Here is a 21897-nt window from a genome sequence, read left to right on the forward strand (position 1 = left end):
TTTGAAAATCGTGCTGCTCTCGGGCGGATCGGGAAGACGGCTGTGGCCGTTGTCCAACGCTGCGCGATCCAAACAATTTCTAAGAATTTTACGCAACCCGCATGGAGAAATGGAATCGATGGTTCAACGGGTTTGGAGGCAGCTGGGAGCCGCCGGCTTGAAGGACCAATGCACGATCGTGACGGGGACGCTGCAGGCCGACACGATTCGCAGACAGCTCGGCGACGAGGTGCAGCTGCTGGTCGAACCGGAGAGCCGGGACACGTACCCGGCGATTGCGCTTGCCGCCGCGTATCTTCATAGCGTTCGTCGGGTCGCCGCCGACGAAGCCGTCATCGTTCTGCCCGTCGATCCTTACGTGGACGACTTGTTTTTCGAGAAGCTCAAGGAGCTCGAGACGATGCTGAGCCGCACTTCGGCCGATCTCGGTCTCGTTGGCGTTACGCCGACCTATCCTTCCACGAAATACGGCTATATCGTTCCCGAGGTTTCCGAGGATGCTGAAGCTTCCGGGTTTTCCGAGGCTGCTGAGGGAGCGCGAGCATACGGCCGCGTGGCGAGCTTTCACGAGAAGCCTGCGGAGGCTGTTGCAAGCCGGTTGATCGAGGAGCGCAAGGCGTTGTGGAATTGCGGCGTTTTTGCTTTCAGACTGGGCTACATGGCGGAGCGAATCCGCCAAGCGGGGCTGCCGTTTCAGTACGAGAAGCTGATCGAGGACTATCGCCGTCTTCCCAAAACCAGCTTTGACTTTGAGGTGGTGGAAACGTGCGGAAATATCGCGATGATGGTCTATGACGGCTATTGGAAGGATCTCGGGACGTGGAACACGCTGACCGAGGAGATGGGCGTCGCCCAGATCGGCAAGGGCACGGTGAGTCCGGACAGCCGCAATACGCACCTCATTAACGAAATTCATATTCCGGTAACGGTGCTCGGATTGTCCAACATCGTCGTGGCGGTCAGTCCAGACGGCATCCTGGTTACGGACAAGGAGGCCAGCCCGCGGCTGAAGGAGCTGCTGGAAGGCGTTCAATCCCCGATGTACGTCGAATACGACTGGGGAACGAGCCGGGTGCTGGATTACGAACGGATCGACGAAAATAACGAGATCGTGACGACGCGGCTGACGGTCGCCGCGGGCAAGCGGACGGATGCGGAGTGCGCCCCTAAGCGAGAGACGGTATGGACGATTGTATCGGGGCGCGGCGAAGCGCTGCTGGACGGCGTGTCGCAGGCCGTCGGCCGCGGCTCCGTTCTCCGCATTTCGGCCAAGCAGCAAGTCAGCTTCGAGGCCTTCGAGGACTCGGAACTGATCGAAATCCAGACGGGCAGCCCTTCGCGAGAAGAAGGCGCGCAGCGTCGGTCTTATCCTCTGGGAAGCGCGGTGATCTAGATTGTCGGATACGAGCTTGCGCAGCAGTATCATTCGCGGTACGTCCTATCTGGCCGCCCGCAGCGCGATCGGTTTCGCCGTCGGGCTAGGCGGCATGCTGCTGCTGACAAGACTGATCGGCGCGGAAAATTACGGCTTGTACGTGACGATCAGCACCGTAATCAGCTATATGTCGGATATCGCGCTAATGGGCGTGTCGAACTACATTATCCGCAAAGAGGAGGTCGTAGGCCGCAGCCTGTACGATCTCGCGTTTACGTTCTCTTTGCTCGCTTCGATCGCGGCGATCGGAGTGGGCGTCGGTCTCTCCTTCTTTCTCAGCGGATGGCTGCACAGCCCGGAAATCCGGCTGCCGTTCCTGATTACGCTCGTTGCGCTTCCGATCTCCGCGCTGCTGCTGCCTTCCCAGACGATGCTGGAAAAGGAGTTGAACTATAAGCAAATCGCGTTTCTGGAAATGCACACGCAATTCGTCTACTACGGAGTCGCATTGGCGCTGGCCTATGCGGGCTTCGGAATCTGGGCGCCGGTCATCGGGAACATCGTTCAAGGAGCGGCGGCCGTCGTGATCGGATGCAAATACGCTAAATATTTACCCAGACTGTACTGGTCGTGGAAGCCGTTGAAGGAGATGCTCCAATACGGGATCGCCAACTCGGTCTCCAAGCGCATCTGGGGATTGCGGACGCTGATCAATCCGCTAATCGTCGGACACTTCGCCGGTCCGGGAGGAGTCGCGGTCGTCTCGATCGCGATGCGCCTGATTCAGGCTCTCAGCGTCGTGAACGGTACGATTATGCGCGTCAGCTTCTCCGTTCTTGCGAAGCTTCAGCAGGATAAGCGCCGGATGGAGCTTGCGCTGAACGAAGCGATGACGATGCAGGTTTTCTCGATCGCGCCTTTCCTGATCGGCTTCGCGGCGCTGGCGCATTGGGTCGTGCCGCTGATGTTCGACGACGCCTGGGACGCGATACTCGTCATTTATCCTTTTCTGGCTTTTAAGTATATGATCTATGGCATATTCAATCTGCAGATGAACGTGCTCTACGTGTACGGGAAAAATTGGGAAGTAACGAAATTCAACCTGCTGCATGTCGGAATGCTGGCGCTGCTGACCTTCCTGTTAGTGCCGTATTTCGGTCTGAACGGCTATGCTTGGGCGGAGGTGGCGACGATTGGGACCTACTACGCGATTCATCGCAACGTCAGCGAGAGCCTGAATGTCGATTACCGGGAGCCTTTCTTCTACACGCTCATTTGCGTGCCGGCCATGTTCGCTCCCATGCTGTCGTTTCCGTGGGCGCTGCTGCTGCTCTTGCCGCTGCTGCTGTTCCTTGTCATGAGCAAACCTAGAAACCAAATCGTCGGCTATTCCCGGCAATTGCTGAAAAAAGAGAAAACGCTGGAAGCCGTCTAAAATCGCGCTGTTGGAGGATAATCCTATGAAACGAATATCGATCGTCGGATCTCCGGGATCGGGCAAATCGACTTTGGCCGGCGAGGTGGGCCGCCTGCTTGGCATCCCCTTCTACCATATGGACCACGTAGCCAATACGCCGGACGGCAAGCCGCGCAGCAAGGAAGAGGCCGAAGCTTTAATTCGGTCCATCCTGGCGGAGGAACATTGGGTCATCGAAGGCCATCATTACGAGGACGACGATCCGCGCCTGACGGAGGCGGACACGATCGTTTTTCTGAATCTGCCCAGATACTTGTGCCTTTGGAGGTACGCCAGAAGGACGGTTAAGTATTACGGCAAAAGCTCGCCGGGCAATTACATTGCCGAAAGGCTGAACAAGGATCTGCTCAGGGGAGCGAAATTCGTATTTCGGTTTCCCACGGCGACGATGCCGAAAATCATGAAGCAGATCCGCGTTTTCGAGACGGATAAAGAGATCTGCGTGCTGAGCAGCCCGTCGGAGGTTGAACGTTTCAAGAGCGGGCTGAAGGCGCCGGCGACGCCGCAAGAGGTTTCGGCTACCGGCTGAGGGGGGGAAGAACGATGCGTACGGAAATTATCGCCCGGCGAACGGAGTTTCTGCTGCTTGAGGACGAGTGGAAGCGGCTATACGGACAATCGGAGGGGGCGGAGCTTCACGATGGCTGGGAGTGGACGCTTTCCTGCCTGGAAACGCTGCGAGGTCCCGAGCCCGAGCTGTTCGTTATTGCGGTCTACGACGGGGAGCGGTGCGTATGCATCGCTCCTCTGTGCATTGAACGGAGAAGAGTCGGGCTGCTTAAAGTCCGGTCGCTCCGGCCGATTAATCACGGGACGACGCCTTACAACCATTTTCTGCTGCATCGGGAGTATCACATTCGCGATCTGCTTCAGCCGGTCGGGGAAGCGTTGTTCGAACGCCGCGACCGCTGGGATTTCGCCGAGCTGACCAGCTTCAGCTCCAAAAATTCGCTGACGTTTCTGCTGCGGCAAGCGTTGGAGGAGAAGTATTCCGTATTCGCGGCAGAGGCGGCGATGACGACCTACGTCAAGCTGCCCGGCATGCTCAAAAGAAGCAAAAAAGCGGTGCACAACATCGAGCGCAGAGAGCGCGGGCTTCGCAAAAAGCATCAGGTCGACATTCGGATCGATGTGCCGTATACCCTTGAATTGTGGAGACAACTGGTCGAATGGAATAAAGCGAGATGGCAGGACAGCAGGTTCCACGATCCGCAATACGAGCGTTTTTTCGAGAAGCTGTTGGACCGCATGAACCGAACCGGCCAGCTCAGCTTCTCCTGCCTCGAGATTGACGGGGAGACGGAGTGCATCTCCTTGGACTTCAAATTCGGCGATAAAATATACGGGGAAATGATGAACTCCAGGCCGGACGGCAAGAGCGGTACGGGGATGATTCTGACCCATAGAATGCTTGAGCACTTCGCGCTTCACGGCGTCGCGGAATACGATTTTCAGGAAGGCGACCAGGAGCACAAGTTTTATTGGACCGATTCGGTGAGGAAAAACTATCACTTCTACGTATGCGGCAAAAACGGCAAAAGCGCCTACCTGGCGTTCTGGACGTGGCTGAAGGTGGCGGCCAGACAGAACAAGAAGCTGAACGGTCTAAAGAGGAAGGCGGTCGCGCTGCGATCCGGCCTCAATCATTTCCGAAAGGGATCGAGAGGAAGCCATGCTGAAAATAGCGGTTTTGCGTGATTCGGCCCCTTGGGATCAAGGGCAAACCGATTGTATTCAAGCGTTGGTCTCTTCGCCTAATACATGCGTAGCGTGCGTGTTCGAGGTGCGGGAGGCGGCGGTGTCGACATCCCTCCAATGGTTCCGGCGCGCAGCGCGGCGAATGGACAAATCCGTCCGGGCGGCGTCCGGCATGGAGGGACTTCCGGCGGCGAGCCTGGTCAGCGAAGAGGAGCTTGCGGCGGCCCTATCGCCGTTCGCTCCGGACGCGATTCTGGACTTGCGCAGCGGCGATGGGTCCAGAGCCTTGGCCGAGCTTGCCCGCTTCGGCTTATGGCGTCTTCGCTACGGTTACGGGAAGGCAGCGGGCGGTGCGGCCGAATTCGTCTTCCGTCTTCTGCTCGGGAGCGATCCGGCGGGCTGCGTGTCGCTTGTGCGGATTGGCCGGACCGCCGAGCGCGATCTCATTTTGAAACGGGGGTATATCTCCTCGTATGGATCCGGGTTCGGAGAGAAGCTGGCAGAGCTCTACCGCTTCTGCCGCTCCTGGCCGGCTTCCGTCTGCAAGGAGCTTTCCATTACCGGCAAGCTGCCCGGCGCGGAGGCGGATAGCCTGCCCGAAACCGGCTACGGACGCGGAGGTCCCGCTCCGACCGTTCTGCAAGCGCTTCGGTTAGCGGCGCTGCTCGGATATCGCAAGGTGGCTCGCCAATTGTCCGCATGGTTTATCGTCGAGCAGTGGAACGTTGGCCTAATTCGCCGGCCGATCGACGCCGTGCTGCGCGATCGGGACGAACCGGTCGTCGAGTGGCTGCCCGAGCGGAGCGGCTTCGTGGCCGATCCGTTCGCGGTCAAGCTGGATGAGGGAATAGGCATCGTCGCCGAGGAATGGGACCATGTGGAGCGGAAAGGGAAAATTTCCTTCTTGAAGCTGGACCATGACCTGCGGATCGACGACGCCGTCCGGTGGCAGCAAGCCGTGCTTGAGCTTCCCCTGCATCTGTCCTATCCCTGCATCGTGCACGCCGAAGGACAGCTCTACTGCATTCCGGAATGTTATCAAGCCGGAGAGGCCGCGATCTATCGTTCGGAGAATTTTCCGAACGAATGGAAGAAGATGAAGGTTCTAATTCCGAATTTTCAAGCGGTGGACCCGACCGTGTTCCGGCATGACGGCTTGTGGTGGCTGTTCTGCACCAATCAGGAGGAAGGACCGCATTCCCATTTGCATATTTGGTATTCCGACGAGCTGCTCGGCGAGTGGAAGCCTCATCCGGCCAATCCGGTCAAGATGGACGTCCGTTCCTCCCGCCCCGCGGGAACGCCGTTTGCGGTCGGCGGGGAGCTGTTCCGTCCTGCCCAGGATTGCTCGGGCACCTATGGCGGAGCCGTATGGATCAATCGCATCGAGCGTCTGACGACGACGGAATTCCGCGAAGCTCCCGTCCGCCGCCTGTCCCCGGATCGTTCCGGTCCGTACCCGGACGGCCTGCATACGCTCTCGTTCGCGGGAGAAGTCACATTGGTGGACGCTAAGCGCGAAAGATTGGCTCTTGGCGTTTTCGCGCGGAGAGCGTCGGTAAAGCTGGTTCGGAAGATTCGCAGAACGTATAGGAAAGGAGCAGGAGCCATTGGCAGCATCCCTTAACGAGATCGCAATCGCCGTCGCGGCGGACGAAGGCTACGCCCAACACTTGGCGGCGGCGCTCGTATCCGTCGCCGTGCATCTTCCTCCTTCCGCGCGAGCATGTTTCTACATTATCGACGGAGGTCTTTCCAAGACCAGCCGCGAACTGCTCGAAGCGACAATATCCTCTCACCGGGTTCGCATTCGCTGGGTCGGAATGTCTCCTCGGCTTCTTAACGGAATGAGCGCGGGCGGACATCTGAGCTCGGCGACGTATTGCAAAATTCTCGTGCCGGAGCTGCTTCGCCGATATTCGATCGATAAAGTGCTCTATCTGGATTGCGACGTCATCGTCTTGGGCGATCTGACCCCGATCTGGCAGGAGGATTTGCGCGGCTACGCGCTGGCGGCCATCGAAGATATCGGGGGCAAATGCCGGAAGAAGGCGCTGGCGATTCCGAGCGCCAGCCCGTATTTTAATGCGGGGGTTCTTCTGTTTAATCTGCGGCGCTGGCGCGAGGAGCATTTGACGGATCGCGTGATGGCCTATGCGGCGGAGCATGGAGAACGGCTAATGTTTCACGATCAGGACGCATTAAACGCCGTGCTTCACGGCCAGTGGCTGGAACTGCCGCCCGAATGGAATTTGCAGAGCAACATGCTGACGGCGAGCCTGCGCAAGGTCGGGCCGGCCGGGCCGATCGTCGTTCACTACACCGGGGCGTCGAAGCCGTGGCATTACGACAATGTACACCCTTATCGCAGCGAATATTATCGTTATTTGAATATGACGGCCTGGCGGCGCTACCGCCCTCCCGTGACTTTAAGCGGCATGGCGAAAAAGGCGGTGAAGAGGGCGCTTCCGGGCGTGGCTCTCGATTGGGTGCGGAGGGAGAAAGCCAGATGGGCACAGGGAATCAAGTGAATATCCGCTATATGTACGCGACGCTGCTGTTTCTCGTATCGGGAGGGCTTCTCCCGCTGCTCTTCTTGCCTTGGAACGGGTGGGGACAGCTTGACGGCCCGGTCGCCATTAGCCTGGCAGTGCTGGTTTATTCGGCGGCTATGCTAAGCTATCCGGTCGCAGCGAACAAAGAGCGCATCCTTGACATGACGTTCTGGTTGTTTGCCTATGTGTTTCTTGGCCTTGTTCCGCTTGTGCAGCTAGCGGAGCGCAGTTTTCCTTGGCCCGACGTATACAGCGATCGGACGCTCGTTACCGCTCAGCTTATGACGTTGGCCGGCTTGCTCGCCTATCATGCCGGGACTTTGCTCGGCAAGCCGTCCAAAGCTTCGCCGCCTTCTTCCGGAAGCTTGACCGACGATTTCGCGAAGCCGGGCGGGGCGCGGCAGTTTCTGATCGTCTCCGGCATTGCGATTCTGGTCTCGGGGGCTCTTCTTGTTCAATCCGGCAGCATCTCTTCCTTATTTCTTCCGCGCAATGCACTGGAAAGCGTCTATGAGACGAAATCGCAAAATCTTATCGCCGACCAGCTCATGAAAGTTCCCCTATTCGTGTGCCTGATCGTCGGTTTGACGATGTGGAAGCGCCGCGCGTTCCGGAGCGTGCTGCCCAAGCTGACGACGCTGCTGCTGCTCGTTCTCTGCCTGATCGTCTCGAATCCGATCTCCAACGCCCGCTATTGGTTCGGATCGGTGATGTTGACGCTGTGTCTGCTATTCGTGCCGTGGAAAAGGATCGGACGCTTCGGATGGACGGCGGGTTATCTGCTGCTGTTCATCGTCATTTTCCCTTATACGGATCTGTTCCGCAACAATTTGGACGGAGATATTCAGACCGCCGGAATCTCGGACATTTTCGTGCAGAAGGGGGATTACGACGCTTTCCAGATGATGCTGAACGCCGTCGATTACGTCGAGATGAACGGGACGACTCACGGCAAGCAAATGCTCGGCTCTCTGCTGTTCTGGGTGCCGCGCTCGCTATGGGAGGCGAAGCCGCTTAGCTCGGGGCAGCTGCTGGGCGAATCTTCAGGATACTTCTACACGAATCTGTCCTGTCCGCTATGGGCGGAAGGCTACATTAACGGCGGGTTTGTCGGCGTCGTTCTGCTGTTTGGCTTATATGGGTTCGTATCCCGCCGTTTACAGAGCAAATACGAGGAAAGCAGACGCTTGTCGGCGATGTCGATCTATCGGATCGTCGTGCCGTTCTTATCGGCTTATCAGGTTTTCCTGCTGCGGGGCGATCTGATGAACGCGCTCGCCTACATGTCCAGCTTTCTTCTGTTCGCCTATCTGTTTACGCGCTGGAGCGGAAGTCGGAGTCGGAGCCAGAGTCACAATCTTCCGGCCGACCGGGCCGATTCCGCCGTTTTCAGCCGATATACTCGATCAAACATAGCGAGCCGCTAGTCACCGTATCGACTTTATCGTTGCTTTCGAGAACCAAGCGCCGTTTGCTGTCCGTGTCGCACGGGAAGAAAAGGGACGTGTCGACGTTAAAGCCGTTCGCCAGAGCCGTCTTGTTGTCTCCGGACGCTTTGGCCAGCACAGTCGGGTTGGCGTCGCTCGTCCGCACGGAGAACGACCATGCCTTGTTTTGCGAGGAGACGGCTTTGGAGGGCCAGAAAAGACGGATACCGGTAACGATCACGCCCGGAGGCAGAGTAAATTCGACTTTGGGCGCCCGATTGTAGGGCAGGTTGCCGTCCGCGTTTTTGATCGACAGAACTTTCCGCGAGGTCGGTCCGAGTACGGCCGTCGCGAAGCCGTAATCGCAATCCCACAGATTCCACGATCCGTTCGTTCCGCCGGAGCCGCGGCAGTTGCGGAAATGAACGACCGGCGCGCCGCCGATATTGCCCGTTTTGTCGCCGCTTGCGACGGTAAGGAACGTTTTGACGTCCGCATGCTGCTCGAAGGTGCAGTTTTCGTAGATGACGTTATGCCGCTTGGACCAGGAGTTGACCAAATAGCTGTAAGTGTGGGAGCCGATCAGCCGACAGTTGTCGAATTTGATGCTCGGCATCTCGTTATTCGAGCTTTTGAAGAGCGCGCTTTGCAAGGTATACGGCCGCAGATGCATGGAGCTTGTCGCATCGACGTTAAGGAAGGTTACGACGCCGCCCGGCCAAGTGCACTCGATCAGCTGGCTATTGGCGTTGCGGTGCTCAATTCGCGTGCCTACGCAGAGGAATCGCTCCGTGCCGTAGAAGTGACTGTCCCCCAGAAGCCTGAAGAACACGCCCCCGTTTCCGTAATGGATCAGACTGCCTCCCCAAATGTTGACGTTGCCGCCTTTCTCCAGATGAATGAAATCTCCCTCCGCCATTTCGAAGTTGCACGCGAAGAAATTGTAGTTGACGAATTGGTCGGAGCCTTTGGCGTCCACGTAAAGCATTTTTTTGCAGGAGCCCGACCAGTTGCAGGCATAGAACGAGTATTCGCTATTGTTGTTCGTTCCCCGCAAATTCAAGAGATACTTCCAGGTTCCCGTGAAGCTGCAGCGCTCCCAATTGTATTTTTGCGCGCCGCCGTTGGAGTTGGAATCCATCAGAGAGTTGTTGGCGTTGTTGGAATCGAAGGTCAGATCGGAGATGGTCACCATCAACCAAGCGTCGTTATTGGTCATCAGATATCCGCCGGGAACGGATGGCTGGTACAGAATTTGGGTAAGACCCTCGCCGGCGCCTTGAATGACAAGTCCGACGGTTCGATTCACATAGCTGCTGCGGATCAGCGCTTCGGCTTTGCGAATGACATAGGTTCCCGCAGGAATATAGATCGTGACCGTGCCGAGCCTGTTGCTGTCCGAGCTTGGCGCGGAGTTTCTTCTCGCTTGCTTCTCGGCTGCGGCGATTGCATCGAGAAAAGCTTTGCTGTCGTCCGCGGTGCCGTTGCCCTGGGCGCCCAGGCTTTTGACATTAATGATATTCGAGTCCACAGGCAGAGGAGCTGCAGTTGCCATAGAAATCAGTCCTTTCTTAAAGTGTGATGAATTCTATGCAGTATATTCAGCGATTGAACAAGCTTCCACACTCGGCAACGGCTCCGGAGCAAAATATATGTTTGTCCGCAGGCTTCCAAAAGAAGAAGCAGGCGGGAGCTACCCCGCCTGCTTCGCTTTCTTCTCCGCAAGACCGACTCCGGCGGAAGCTCCTGAACCGACTGGAGTCCCGATTTCGGAGCCGGCGGGCTTCTTGTCGCCTCCGTCCATTCGGCTGCCGCCGTTCAGGACGCCGCCCTCCTGCACGAACAGGATTGCCGATTGGGCATTGCCGTGAAGCTGCCCCGTAGCGGTGATGACCAGCTTGCCGAAAGTATGTACGTCTCCGTACACGGTGCCCGCGATCGTGACGTCGCGGGCCGTAATGTTCGATTTGGCCACGCCGCCTTCCCCGATGACGATGCTTCCCTTGCTCTCGATGTCTCCGTGATAATCTCCTTCGATTCGGACGTCCGCTTCCGATTTCATTAATCCGTTGAACACGGTGCCGGCGCCTACCAGCGTATCCGTGACGCCGGGTTTTCTCCTGTTTCCGAACATGCGCTTAATCCTCCTCTACTTGGCGCAAATAAGGAAGCGGGTTGACCGGCTTCTCGCTGGCGACCACCTGAAAATGCAGGTGCGCTCCCGTGCTGCGCCCGCTGTTGCCCATCTCGCCGATCCGGTCCCCGCGTCGAATTTGCTGCCCTGTTTTTACTCCGATTTTGCTTAAATGCAAGTAATGCGACTCCAAACCCGTCCGATGGGTAATGATGATATAATTACCACGTGTGCGATTGAACCCGGCCTCCTTGACCGTGCCGTCTCCCGCGGCGTAGATCGGATCGCCGACGTCGCCCGTGATATCGACTCCGGCGTGGAACGCGGACTTGCGCGTGAACGGATCGCTTCGATAACCGAACCCGGAGGTCAACCGTCTGGATACGGTCGGCCACGCCGACGGTAGCGCGTCCAGTTCGGCTTGACGCTGCTCCGCCTTGCGGAGATTGGTTTCCATGGAGTCGGCCAGCTCGCCGAGCATCTGCGACAATTCCGCGATGTCGTCGATCGTCAGCTGAGCCGCAGCCGCAGCCAGTTCGTCGGACGCGGCGGCTGCATAAGAGGAAACGGCCACTTCGGATACGTGCTCGCCCTGCGGAATCGTCTGTCCGTCGCCATATTGCCCGATGAACTGTCGAAGCCTGGCTTCCAGCACCGCCAATTCGTCCATTCGCTGTTGCAGCAACTCGCTTCTGTCGTTCAATTCGCGCAGCTCCCGATTCAGCGAACTAATCTCTGAGTTCTTGGCTGCGAGAGCGGCTCCGCTGCGGGCGGATTGGGCGTCGAGCAGCGCGTCCAGCTCGTGAATTCGCTGCAGCGCCTCAAGCTCTCTAGCCGCGAACGCCCCAACGACCGTCAGCGCGGCGGCTATGGGAAGCGCTGCAAGCGTTCGGCCGGACACTCGGAACTGCTTGACGCGACGATCGGCGTCCCGGATCAGAATAAACGACCATTTCGCTTTCCGTCGTCTGTGTGCCATCGGCTCTCCTTTCGGATGCGAGGGTTGTCGAGCTCTTTCCTGTACTACTGCTATTTATTCTTGAAAGCTTCCTTTCATTCCTGAAAATCATTAAGAGACGCGAGGAACGATGGATATGATTGCGTTCGGACTTTGCCTGCTTCTGCTTATCTTTATCTTCCAAGCGGCCACGATTTTGCTGCTTGAGTTTCGGAGACCCGCCCATGCGACGGCATGGTTGTTCATCCTGTTCCTGTTCCCGTTCGTCGGCTTTATTTTGTATTATTTTCTGGCGACGGAGTACCGCAGGAGCCGCAAGGCGCGTCGCAGGGGTAAATTGGACCAGCGCCGCCGCGCTAAGCTGCTGGCGATGACGACGACGCTGCCGGACCCTGCGGAGCTGCCGCCAACCGGGATTGCCGAGCAGACCCGCCTGTACCGTACGCTGCTTAAACGCGGGGAGCTGCCCATTACGGGACGCAACCGAACTCATGTATTCAACAAAGGCAAGGATGCCTATGCGGCGATGCTGCAGGCGATCGACGCGGCGAAGTCTCATGTGCACATTTCGTCTTACATCGTACGGGACGACGGCGTCGGCAGTCAGTTGCAGCAGGCGCTGCTGCGCAAAGCCGATGAAGGCGTGCAGGTGAAGCTGCTATACGACGGCATCGGCAGCATCAAGCTGAAAGACTCCTATATTCGGATTTTGAGGGAGGGCGGCGTGGAATGCGCCTGTTTTTTCCCGCTTCGGCCCTCCTTCCTGAAGAAGAGGATGAATTATCGCAACCATCGGAAAATAACGGTCGTGGACGGCAAGGTCGGCTTTATCGGCGGCCTCAACTTCGGAGACGAATATATCGGCAAGCATCCTCGGCTCGGCTATTGGCGGGATACGCATCTGAAGCTGGAGGGGGATTCCGTCTACTGGCTTCAGGAGGTGTTTCTGAAGGACTGGGAGATCGCGACGCGCACGAAGCTGGACGACCCTTCGTATTTCCCGGAGCACGACGTCGCGGCGACGGAAGCGGTGCAGATTGTGCCGGCCGGCCCGGATCGCCGCGGGGACGCGATCCACGATTCCGTGTTCGCGATGGTGAACGCCGCCAAGGAGCGCATCTGGATCACGACGCCGTATTTTATCCCGAGCTCGAGCGTAGCGATGGCGCTCCGCGATGCAGCGGTCAGCGGCATGGACGTGCGCCTGATCATTCCTTACGTTCCGGATACGTGGCTCGTCCACTTGGCGACGCTCTCCTATGCGGAGGAAATGATGAGATCCGGCGTGCGCGTATGGCAGTACAAAAAAGGATTTGTCCACGCCAAAGCGCTGGTCGTCGACCAGTTCGCGGCGGTCGTCGGCTCGGCGAACATGGATTTGCGCAGCTTCTACAGCAATTTCGAGATCAATGCGCATCTGTTCGATCCGGCCCCCATTGCCGAGATAGAGCGGAATTTCCTGCAGGATTTGCAGGACAGCGAAGAGATCAATCTGCAGAAGTTTCTGAAGCGTACGCGCACGCAGAAGGTGAAGGAAGCGATGGCGCGGATCTTGTCTCCTCTGCTGTAGCTATTTTCTGCCCAGCAGATGGGCGATGACCGGGCCAAGCGCTTGCCGGGGCGCTGCGGCAAGCGGATCTCCGCGTTCGCGCAGACGCTGCGGTACGTTGAGCAGGTGAAAGTCTGTCGGCTTAACGTCTCTTCGTACCTCGTCGCGAGTGAGCGGCGTCGAAACCGTCGCCATCGGACGTGCCCTGGGGGAGTATGAGGCGGGCAGCGTTTTGCCGGCATAGTGCTGCAAGTAATCGAGATAGATCAAAGGACCGCGGTCTTTTTTCAAACGTTCAACAGTGAAAAGAGCTCGATGACGGGCGACGAGGTATTCGGACAGAAACTTGCCGAAACGCCGCAGCTCGTCGAAGTCCGGCCCGCGTTCGATCGGCATGACGATTTGAACGCCGGTCGCCCCCGACGTTTTGGCCACGGCGCTCAGGCCGAGCGAGTCCAGCGTCTGCAGCACATGCTCCGTCGCTTCCATCAGCCGCGGCTCCTCGTTCATCGAAGGATCGATATCGAGCATCCACGTATTGGGCAGCGGATTGTCGATTTCGTCGGAGGAGACGTGGAATTCCAGACTGTACAAGCTGCCCATCCACAGCAGCGTTCGCACGGAGTCGAGCACGACATAGTTGATGTTGCGGTCCTTGGCGGTTCGTACATAGTCGGGAATCGGCTCCGGGCAATTTTTCTGATAAAAGGACACGCCGTGTATCCCTTCCGGATAGCGGATCGTCGTCAAATAGCGGCCAGCGGCGTACGGCAGCAGAAAAGGGGCCAGCTCGGCCAACAGCTGCACATATTTCAGCTTCGTAATACCGGCTTCGGGCCAAATCATCTTATCCGGATGGGAGATGGCGAGCTCGTGTTCTCCAAGCTTTACGACGGTTCTCGTATTGACCATTTCGGCATTTCCTCCTTCCTGCCCCTTCCTACTCCTTCCTACTCCTTCATACTCCTCCGCTCCGGTCATCAGATACAGAATCGGTCCTCGTGGTCGGCGGATGTTCGGGCCTCGCAGTCGAGGGAAGCCATTGAGCGCTCGTTTGAATGATTCATAGCATTAAGGAACCGCCCCTTCTTTCTTGCGCCCGCGCGTGCTGCGGGTTTTCGCTTTGCCGCGGTCGCCGCCGGCGTCTTCGGAGCCGGACGCATCTTTCGGCTTGGCTGCTTCAAGGCTCGCTTGCAGTGCGGCCATCAGGTCGATAACGTTCGTTCTTTCCACGTCCGGAGCGGTGACGATGTCCGCGCCTTCTCCGGATATTTTGCGCTGAATCGCTTCTTGGAGGGCGATGCGGTAATCGTCGGTGTATTTCGTCGGCTCGAACGGCGTCGAGAGCTGCTCGATCAGCATTTTGGCCATCGTCAATTCCTTATCGTTGACGTTCGTCTGTTCCGGCAAATTCGGCACAAGCTGCAGCTGGCGAATCTCGTCCGGATAGTGCATCGTTTCCATACAGATGCAATTGTCGACGGGGCGTATGGCGGCCAGGCTGCTTTTGCTGCGGATCGCGATTTTGGCGATGCCGATTTTACCGGACTGACGCATCGCTTCCAGCAGCAGATTGTAGGCGCCCGCCCCGGCTTGATCGGGAGACAGATAGTACGCCTTCTGGTAATACAGCGGATCGATTTCCGTCAGATCGACGAAATCGAGAATTTGAATCGTTTTCGTATTGTCGGGTTTGATCGCGTCCAGCTCCTCCGGCTCGAACAGTACGAACCGGCCCTTCTCCTGTTCGTAGCCGCGGGCGATTTCTTCCCAGGCAGCCTCCTTCTCGCAGTGGGGGCAAGTTCGAACGTTGGCGATGGGCGTTCCGCAGACTTTGTGAATCATTCGCAGATGGATATCCTTGTCCTCGGTGGCGGTGAACATTTTTACGGGAACATGAACGAGGCCGAAGCTGATCGCGCCTTTCCAGACCGTATGCATGGCTGACGCTCCTTTGCGTGTAGAGGTTTGACTTCGAATGCTGAATTCGGAAGGACGGAGGTCGGATTTTGACTTTTGGGAACTCGACTATAAGTTGCCCATTCGCATGGAAAACAACCGGACAGGGAATATTGGAAAAGTCTTAATCCAATAGCGAAGGGGGATGCCGCAAGTGGCTTCCGAGGACAAGGAAAAGGGGCTTGAGGACTCGATCTACGAAGGAAGGGACGAGTTCGACATGGACGTCGACCGAATGGTCAACGAAGGGTTGGGCGGCGGGCAGGTCACCTTGCATAACGGATGGGTGCCGGAAATCGAAGAAACGTTGGAGGATTGAATATGGACGCGCAGAGAGCAAAGGAAATTTACGAATCGGCGGATAATTTCAAGGTCCGTCTGGACAGCGGCGAGCCGGTCTGGATCGAGGATGTGGACGTTGCGGGCGGCGTGGCGACCGTGCAGGTCGGCCAAAGCCCGACGGATGTTCGAACAGTTGGCGTTGAGAAGCTGGAGGAAGTGTCGCACTAGTTTGAGTTGGGGGCGGGCGGCAAGCTCTGTAAGCTGACTCAGTCGGGTTACAGCTAGAAACGGGCATATCGCCGCTCTGTAAGCCGACTCCGTGAGGTTGCAGCGAGAAACGGGCATGTCGCCGCTCTGTAAGCCGACTCCGTGAGGTTGCAGCGCGAAAAAAGCGTGTCGCCGCTCTGTAAGCCGACTCCGTGAGGTTGCAGCGAGAAAACAGCGTGTCGCCGCTCTGTAAGCCGACTCCGTGAGGCTGCAGCGAGAAAGAAGCGTGTCGCTGCGCTGTAAGCTGACTCTGTGAGGTTGCAGCGAGAAAAAAGCGTGTCGCTGCTCTGTAAGCCGACTCCGTGAGGTTGCAGCGAGAAAAAAGCATGTCGCCGCTCTGTAAGCCGACTCCGTGAGGTTGCAGCGAGAAAAAAGCATGTCGCCGCTCTGTAAGCCGACTCCGTGAGGTTGCAGCGAAATGAGGCAGCTGTTAGCTCAATGCGGCTACAGTCGAGGCTGCAACCCGCGTCTGCTTCGCCCGTGACATCGCGAATTGGGGCTTACTTTTTGAAAGTGCTTTATTTCCGTGCTACAATAGGTGGAGCTTCCCAATTTTTCACACGAGGAGTGAGTGCGATGTACGATGTTGCCATTATCGGCGGAGGACCGGCGGGAGCCAGCGCTGCGATTTTTACCGCGAAGGCAGGCAAGAAGACGCTGGTGATCGATAGCGATCAGAGCGTAACGAAACGCGCATGGGTGGAAAATCATTACGGCGTCGATGGGATTACCGGTCCCGATCTCGTTGCTGTAGGCAAGAAGCAGGCGGCCAAGTTCGGAACGGAGTTTGTGACGGGCAAAGCAACGAAGCTGACGGCGGGCGAAGGCTCGGTTACGATCGAAGCGGACGGGCAGTCCTACGAAGCGACTCACGTCATTATCGCTACGGGAATGTTCGCAGACGTGGCGGAAGCAAGCGGCGTTGTCACGAAGCCGGGGACGGAGCCGCGCATCAAGACGATTATCGACTGCGCTCCGGATGGCAAGACGAATCTGGACAACGTATGGGCGGCCGGCACGATTGCCGGAGTGAGCATGCATACGATCATCACCGCTGGCGATGGCGCTAAAGTGGCGATCAACGTTGTCAGCGAACTGAACGGCGAGCGTTATGTCGACCATGACATTCTGAAAGCTTAAGAAGAGTCTGATTGAAAAAAGGCTTTGCATCCCCTCAGCTTTGAGGCGGAGCAAAGCCTTTTTTGACGATTCAAAAAATAAATGTGCCACGGTACAAGGGGGGGGGGGGATCGGTTTGCGACGTGTCGTAGGCAGAATGCGATTTAAAGCGGAAAAACCTCTCTAATTTCTACATATCGGGTAAGAGTGGATATTTAAAGCGGAATCCCCGCTCTATTTTCGTCAAAACAGGAAAAACGCGAAAATAGAGCGGGACATCCGCTTTAAATTGCCTGAAATGGGCGCTGGAGCGAATTTAAAGCGGGTTTCCCGCTTTAAATCAACAACGCCTATTATCCCTCACCGGATAGCGTGCCTTCAAAAGCCTCGGATCCGAAAGAAAGAGGACCGGCTGAACATCGGGATCCATCTACTATAAAAGCATTTTGAAGAACGATTCGCTGTAAATCAGGTGTCCGTAGTCGTTCGGGTGGTTAATGTTGTTCAGCAGCAAGCTGGCGGGAGTTTTGCCGGCCGCCAGCTCGGCGGTCCATTCGGCGTGCGCGTCGGCGACGCCGATGCGGTATTCCCGGCCAAGATGCCGAATGACGTCGGCGTACAGAGGCGTTTGTCCGCTCGTATGCTGCCAATCGGGATTCGGCTCGCACGGCGTGACCAGCACGATGTCGGTGTCGCCCGCCGAGCGGATCGCTTCGATCATGCCGCGCAAATTGCGATCGAATTGCTCCAACGACGTTGTATGGCTGCCGTCCTCGTGCACATTCTGATCGTTCATGCCGTAGCCGATCGAGACCAGGTCAGGCAGCAGCGCAACGACGTCGGCATCGACGCGGCTGATCCCGCCCCCGGTGTCCTCTCCGCCGATGGCTTTGTTGACAATGCGAAGACGACCCTGCGGATACAGGCTACGCAGCGCCTCCGCGAAACGCCCGAAGTACGCCAGGCTCTCTTCGCTCGCTTCTCCGCCCGTGCTGATGCTATCGCCATAGACGACGTAGACAGCCTCTTCGCCGGCCTGCAGCTTGCGCACGACCCGATCCAAAAAGCCGGAGCGCTCGATGTCCGAGGTCGCAACGGTCGTTTCTGCGGGAGCCGTTTCGCTCTCGTAATCGACGTATACCGTATAGGAGGCGTTGCTGAAATCGGAATATTCGTTATGGTTAAATGCCTGTACCCCATACATCGGATGAAGCCGCGCGTCCGCAATTCGGCTTTCCGGCGTCCGCCGAATCGTGCCCGTTCCGTAATCCACCGTATAATCCTTGCCTTCCTCGTAGCGAACCGCTTCGGGAAGATCGCTTCTCCACCGGCTGCGCACCGACGTTACCGAGCCGCTTACCGGCTTGTAACGAAACGGCAGCTCCTCTTCTCCGGCGAATACGAAGGCTTCCCCTACCAGCTTGCGTCCCATCGCTTCCTTCACTCCTCAGCTTTTGGACCATTCCAGCACGATTCCCAGGAACGGCTCCGTTTTGTCCATAATGAGCTGCCAAGCTTCTGCGGCTTTTTCCGCCGGGAAACGGTGGGAGATTAGCGGAGTCGTGCTCAGCCAGCCATCGCGAATTCCAACGAGCGTGGCGTCCATCCGCGCCGTTGTCCACCCGGAAGGACTGTGCAGCGTAATCTCCTGCGGGCGCAGCTCCTGAATGTCCACCATGCCCTCCGCGCCGAGAAAACCGGCGGAGACGAGGTGGCTGTTCAGGCGCATGGCCGGCTTCAGCTCCCGGAACGTTCCCATTGCGCCGACGGAATCGACGACGACGGCGATATCCCCGCGGTCTCCGGTCCAATCGGACAAGCTATGACGCTTAAGATTATAAGAGCGAATATGGGAAGGAAGCAAGGCTAATCTATCGTCATGCCTGCCGAGAACGGATACGTCAGCTCCGCGATGGGCCAGCGTCTGGGCCGCCCATTGGCCGACCATGCCGTCGCCGATGACGACGGCGACATCGCCCGGCTCCACCGCAGGGCGGATGCCGCAGTTGTACCCGACCTGCGTCAGCACCATGCCGCTGTAGGCGAGCGGGTCGCAGCCGTCAGGAAGCTTCCAAACTTGACTTGCATCGGTGACAGATGGATTGATATGACCCCCACTGTCGAACTTCATGCCGTTTACTTTGCTGATGGAGGCGAATACCCGATCCCCGATCGCCAGTCCTTTAACCTTTTCGCCAACGCTTCTCACGATACCGACTTTCTGATAGCCGGCCACCTGAGGGAAAGGCAGAACGTCTCCCGGACGGGTAACCTGCTCTCCGGATATCCGTTCTCCATATAGGAAGGACGATTCCGTGCCGTTGCTGATCCAGGAGTACTCCAGATCGATCACGACATCTTCGGGCCCCGGTTCGGGCAGCTCGACCTCCATAAATTGAACCTGTCTGACATCCGTAAATACGACTGCCTCGCCTCTCATATTATCTTCCCTCCGCAGCGGCTGCGAAATCGGTCGGAGGATAGGCGTATACCTTAATCGCTTCCTGTTTTTTCAGCAGCTCAATCGTTTCGTGATAGCGATATAAAGGAACATGGTGCGTTTGCAGGCATACCGTATTCAAACCTTTGTTCGCGACAAGATCGAGCAGCAGCGCTTGGTCGCTTGCTCCGAAGCTGCGGTAGTTGTACGACTCCAGCTTAATTCCCTTGAACCACAGATGGCCGCCGTAGCGAATCTCGCCCTTCAGTACCCCGAAAATCACAACATGCGAATCGACGCGCTCCAGCACGTTCTGAACGGAAGCCGCCGCGCCGACGCAATCGTAGCCGAGGTCGAAGCGCTCGTCCCCAAGCTCATCGGCATGCTTCGCGACACCGATGCCCAGGCCGTTCACGAAGTCGATTCGTTCCTGCGTAATGTCGATCGCCACGACTCGCGACGCCCCCATGAGACGCGCAGCCTGCATAGCGAGAATGCCAGCCGGTCCAAGTCCCGACACGACCATGGATTTACCGCTGATCTCGCCGAATTGCAGCAGGCCGATCAATACGCATTTCAGCAGTTCGAAAGAGACGGCCTGCTTCCATTCCACGTTGTCGGGCAGCTTGATCAGCTCGTGCTCGCGATAATTCAAATATTCGGCGTAGGCCCCGTTGCCGAGCAAGTGCTCCAGAGCGGCGACGCGGTCTCCGACTTTAAGTGACGCGACTTTGGAGCCGACGGCCACTACGGTTCCGGCCATCTCGTGACCGGGGAAGCCTGGAGGAAGCGGGTAGTCCGGCTGCTTGGACGCGTCGAACATATCCTTGCCGCCCATCATGCTCATGTCCCAGCGCGGACAGGTGGAGACGATCTCGATGCGTACCGTCACCTGATCTTCTTGCGGCTGCTCCTGCGGAATTTCGATAATCTCAAATGCGTTTTCACCGGTAATTTGCAGTGTTTTCAACGATTTGTCCCGCCTTTCGGTTTCATCACTATGTCTTTCTCAGTTAAGTGTACAATAGGCGGAAGGAACAGTCTTTGCACGTTATTGTCTTTGATTGACGGTTTATATTATTTATTTTCAAGGGGGATGACGAAGAAAATGGACAGTTCATTTGATCAATATTGACATATTTCTAAAGGGGGCGGGATTCATGGCAGCGAGTCAGCAAGGGACGAAAGGCGCCTAAGAGCAAGAGAGAGCAAGAGAAGGCAACAAATGCGTCTATTCGCTGCGATCGCTTCCCTCTATAATAATGAGCATAAGTCGGCTTGAAGAAGTCGATTGGAGGACGAGCATCTGGGCCGTGTATGCAAACCCGTTAAGGGCAATATCTGCTTTCCTCGGAGTATGCATACACGCCCTAGAGGGGGGACGCAAAAATGTCATATCGCAATCGGCTGGAGATCGGACTGTGGGTGAGTCCGCCGGCTTCCGAGGCGACGTCGGCCAGATACGCCGAGATTAAGGAGGCCGGCTTCACCTTTGTGATCGGCCTAACGGAATATCAGGACGGCGGGGAGCAAGCGATCGAGCGTGCTTTGGATGCAGCGGCGGCGAACGGATTAAAATACATCGTTCACGATCCCGACTTGAAACGGCTGCAAATCGGAACGGCAGCCTCGGAGGAAGAGCTGCGCCGCCGCGTCTCGGCGTTCGCGGGGCATCCGGCCTATATGGGCCATCTGTTGAAGGATGAACCTTCCGCGCCGGAGATCGACCAACTGGCGTCCGTCAAGGCGGCTTACTTGCGAACGGCTCCCGACGGTTTGGCGTACGTGAATTTGTTTCCGCGCCATGCCGCGGCTGATTTGTTGCAGGCGGATTATGCGGATTATATTGAGAAGTTCATGCAGGTGTACAAGCCTCAGGCGCTGTCATACGACCATTATCCTTTCCTGACCGAATCGTCCGTGTTTGCCGGGGAGCGAATCACCGAGGATTACTATATCAATCTCGAAATGATCCGCAGCGCGTCCATTCGTTACGATACGCCGTTCTGGCTGTTCGTTCAGACGTTGGCTTTTAACGGGACGCATCGGGATCCGACGGAAGCGGAAATTCGCTGGCAGGTGAATACGAGCCTCGCCTTCGGAGCGAAAGGCATTCAATATTTCACGTACTGGACGCCGGAAGACGGGCGCGAGAAGTTCGGGGACGCCATTATCGCTCGCGACGGCAGTCGGACGAAACATTACGCGGAGGTGCAGGCGGTTAATCGGGAACTGGCCGAGCTCGGACCGTCTTTATTGCCGCTAAAATCCGTAGGGGTTCTATTCGGCGGCAAGCATCAGGCGATAGCGGAAGATTCCTTAGCGGGTTTCGCTCCGCTGGAGGCTGTCGAAGGCGATGCCGTTATCGTCGGCTGCTTCATGGATGAGGAGGGCCTTCCGGCGTTGTTCGTCGTGAACGGAAGCTACGAGGATGCGGCGGAGGCGTCGCTGCTTTTAAGCGGGCAGACCTATCGTCAGGCTCGGATTGTCGGCGGGCAAAACCAAAGCCAAAGCCAAGTCCAAGGCGCCGTCGACCTGACGGGAGACTCCCGGTTGCGCCTGACGCTCGCTCCGGGAGAAGGCAAGCTTGTCCGTTTTGTCTGCTAACAGCATCCCGTCGCGCCGGAATACTTGCATTCGCTTAGAGAGATCAGGAA

General features: G+C 57.3%; 20 protein-coding genes. 12 read left to right on the forward strand and 8 right to left on the reverse strand.

Annotation, left to right across the window (positions count from 1 at the left end; genetic code table 11):
- The first annotated feature begins 10 nt into the window (after window positions 1–10).
- The 7 genes from DFP98_RS08020 to DFP98_RS08050 are packed head-to-tail and all read left to right on the forward strand — an operon-like array spanning window position 11 to window position 8532.
- Window positions 11–1393, forward strand: a complete 1383-nt coding sequence (locus DFP98_RS08020; RefSeq protein WP_246016469.1) for a sugar phosphate nucleotidyltransferase — start codon at window positions 11–13, stop codon at window positions 1391–1393.
- A 1-nt stretch (window position 1394) separates the two neighbouring features.
- Window positions 1395–2810 (forward strand): oligosaccharide flippase family protein, encoded by a 1416-nt coding sequence (locus DFP98_RS08025; RefSeq protein ID WP_116060063.1) that lies wholly within the window; start codon window positions 1395–1397, stop codon window positions 2808–2810.
- A gap of 25 nt (window positions 2811–2835) precedes the next feature.
- Window positions 2836–3381: an AAA family ATPase gene (locus DFP98_RS08030; protein ID WP_116060064.1), complete on the forward strand. Its 546-nt coding sequence runs from the start codon at window positions 2836–2838 to the stop codon at window positions 3379–3381.
- A gap of 14 nt (window positions 3382–3395) precedes the next feature.
- Window positions 3396–4550, forward strand: a complete 1155-nt coding sequence (locus tag DFP98_RS08035) for a GNAT family N-acetyltransferase (RefSeq protein WP_116060065.1) — start codon at window positions 3396–3398, stop codon at window positions 4548–4550.
- Window positions 4525–6177: a glucosamine inositolphosphorylceramide transferase family protein gene (locus DFP98_RS08040; protein ID WP_147310147.1), complete on the forward strand. Its 1653-nt coding sequence runs from the start codon at window positions 4525–4527 to the stop codon at window positions 6175–6177. The genes DFP98_RS08035 and DFP98_RS08040 overlap by 26 nt, the downstream gene beginning before the upstream one ends.
- Window positions 6161–7081, forward strand: a complete 921-nt coding sequence (locus DFP98_RS08045; RefSeq protein WP_181917559.1) for a glycosyltransferase family 8 protein — start codon at window positions 6161–6163, stop codon at window positions 7079–7081. Before DFP98_RS08040 ends, DFP98_RS08045 begins: the two co-directional genes overlap by 17 nt.
- A complete protein-coding gene (locus tag DFP98_RS08050; protein WP_181917560.1) occupies window positions 7060–8532 on the forward strand; it encodes an O-antigen polysaccharide polymerase Wzy in 1473 nt (490 codons plus the stop codon). Before DFP98_RS08045 ends, DFP98_RS08050 begins: the two co-directional genes overlap by 22 nt.
- Here the strand turns inward: DFP98_RS08050 and DFP98_RS08055 are convergent.
- The 3 genes from DFP98_RS08055 to DFP98_RS08065 form a co-directional block, all read right to left on the reverse strand.
- Window positions 8495–10087 (reverse strand): glycosyl hydrolase family 28-related protein, encoded by a 1593-nt coding sequence (locus tag DFP98_RS08055; protein WP_116060069.1) that lies wholly within the window; start codon window positions 10085–10087, stop codon window positions 8495–8497. The genes DFP98_RS08050 and DFP98_RS08055 overlap by 38 nt on opposite strands.
- A 138-nt stretch (window positions 10088–10225) precedes the next feature.
- A complete protein-coding gene (locus DFP98_RS08060) occupies window positions 10226–10666 on the reverse strand; it encodes a bactofilin family protein (RefSeq protein WP_116060070.1) in 441 nt (146 codons plus the stop codon).
- Between the two features lie 4 nt (window positions 10667–10670).
- Complete coding sequence (locus tag DFP98_RS08065) at window positions 10671–11645, reverse strand: M23 family metallopeptidase (RefSeq protein ID WP_116060071.1); 975 nt, start codon at window positions 11643–11645, stop codon at window positions 10671–10673.
- A gap of 109 nt (window positions 11646–11754) precedes the next feature.
- Between DFP98_RS08065 and cls the strand changes: the two genes are divergently transcribed.
- A complete protein-coding gene (gene cls, locus DFP98_RS08070; protein WP_246016454.1) occupies window positions 11755–13194 on the forward strand; it encodes a cardiolipin synthase in 1440 nt (479 codons plus the stop codon).
- Here cls and ligD read toward each other — a convergent pair whose 3' ends face one another.
- Entirely contained in the window at window positions 13195–14085 is an 891-nt protein-coding gene (ligD, locus tag DFP98_RS08075) for a non-homologous end-joining DNA ligase (protein ID WP_116060072.1), read from the reverse strand.
- Window positions 14086–14244: 159 nt separating this feature from the next.
- The gene (gene ku, locus DFP98_RS08080) at window positions 14245–15114 is read right to left on the reverse strand and encodes a non-homologous end joining protein Ku (RefSeq protein ID WP_116060073.1); all 870 of its coding nucleotides are present in this window, start codon (window positions 15112–15114) and stop codon (window positions 14245–14247) included.
- A 172-nt stretch (window positions 15115–15286) separates the two neighbouring features.
- Here ku and DFP98_RS38980 point away from each other — a divergent pair, with 172 nt between their 5' ends.
- The 3 genes from DFP98_RS38980 to DFP98_RS08090 all read left to right on the forward strand — a co-directional run bounded on the left by DFP98_RS38980 (window position 15287) and on the right by DFP98_RS08090 (window position 16821).
- The gene (locus DFP98_RS38980) at window positions 15287–15451 is read left to right on the forward strand and encodes a hypothetical protein (RefSeq protein ID WP_209077677.1); all 165 of its coding nucleotides are present in this window, start codon (window positions 15287–15289) and stop codon (window positions 15449–15451) included.
- A gap of 2 nt (window positions 15452–15453) precedes the next feature.
- The gene (locus tag DFP98_RS08085; RefSeq protein ID WP_116060074.1) at window positions 15454–15642 is read left to right on the forward strand and encodes an H-type small acid-soluble spore protein; all 189 of its coding nucleotides are present in this window, start codon (window positions 15454–15456) and stop codon (window positions 15640–15642) included.
- A gap of 615 nt (window positions 15643–16257) precedes the next feature.
- A complete protein-coding gene (locus DFP98_RS08090) occupies window positions 16258–16821 on the forward strand; it encodes an FAD-dependent oxidoreductase (RefSeq protein WP_116060075.1) in 564 nt (187 codons plus the stop codon).
- A gap of 412 nt (window positions 16822–17233) precedes the next feature.
- Here the strand turns inward: DFP98_RS08090 and DFP98_RS08095 are convergent, their stop codons facing one another.
- From DFP98_RS08095 to DFP98_RS08105, 3 genes are read right to left on the reverse strand one after another with little or no spacing between them, the layout of a single operon-like run.
- On the reverse strand, window positions 17234–18232 hold the full coding sequence (locus tag DFP98_RS08095) for an SGNH/GDSL hydrolase family protein (protein WP_116060076.1): 999 nt from the start codon (window positions 18230–18232) through the stop codon (window positions 17234–17236).
- A gap of 15 nt (window positions 18233–18247) precedes the next feature.
- Window positions 18248–19240, reverse strand: coding sequence for an alcohol dehydrogenase catalytic domain-containing protein (locus DFP98_RS08100; RefSeq protein ID WP_116060077.1), 993 nt, complete (start codon window positions 19238–19240; stop codon window positions 18248–18250).
- 1 nt (window position 19241) lies between these two features.
- The gene (locus DFP98_RS08105) at window positions 19242–20210 is read right to left on the reverse strand and encodes a zinc-dependent alcohol dehydrogenase (RefSeq protein WP_116060078.1); all 969 of its coding nucleotides are present in this window, start codon (window positions 20208–20210) and stop codon (window positions 19242–19244) included.
- Between the two features lie 419 nt (window positions 20211–20629).
- Between DFP98_RS08105 and DFP98_RS08110 the strand changes: the two genes are divergently transcribed.
- Complete coding sequence (locus DFP98_RS08110; RefSeq protein WP_116060079.1) at window positions 20630–21847, forward strand: beta-galactosidase; 1218 nt, start codon at window positions 20630–20632, stop codon at window positions 21845–21847.
- Window positions 21848–21897 lie beyond the last annotated feature (50 nt).

It is taken from the genome of Cohnella phaseoli (assembly GCF_003386235.1).
Classification (GTDB): Bacteria; Bacillota; Bacilli; order Paenibacillales; family Paenibacillaceae; genus Cohnella; species Cohnella phaseoli.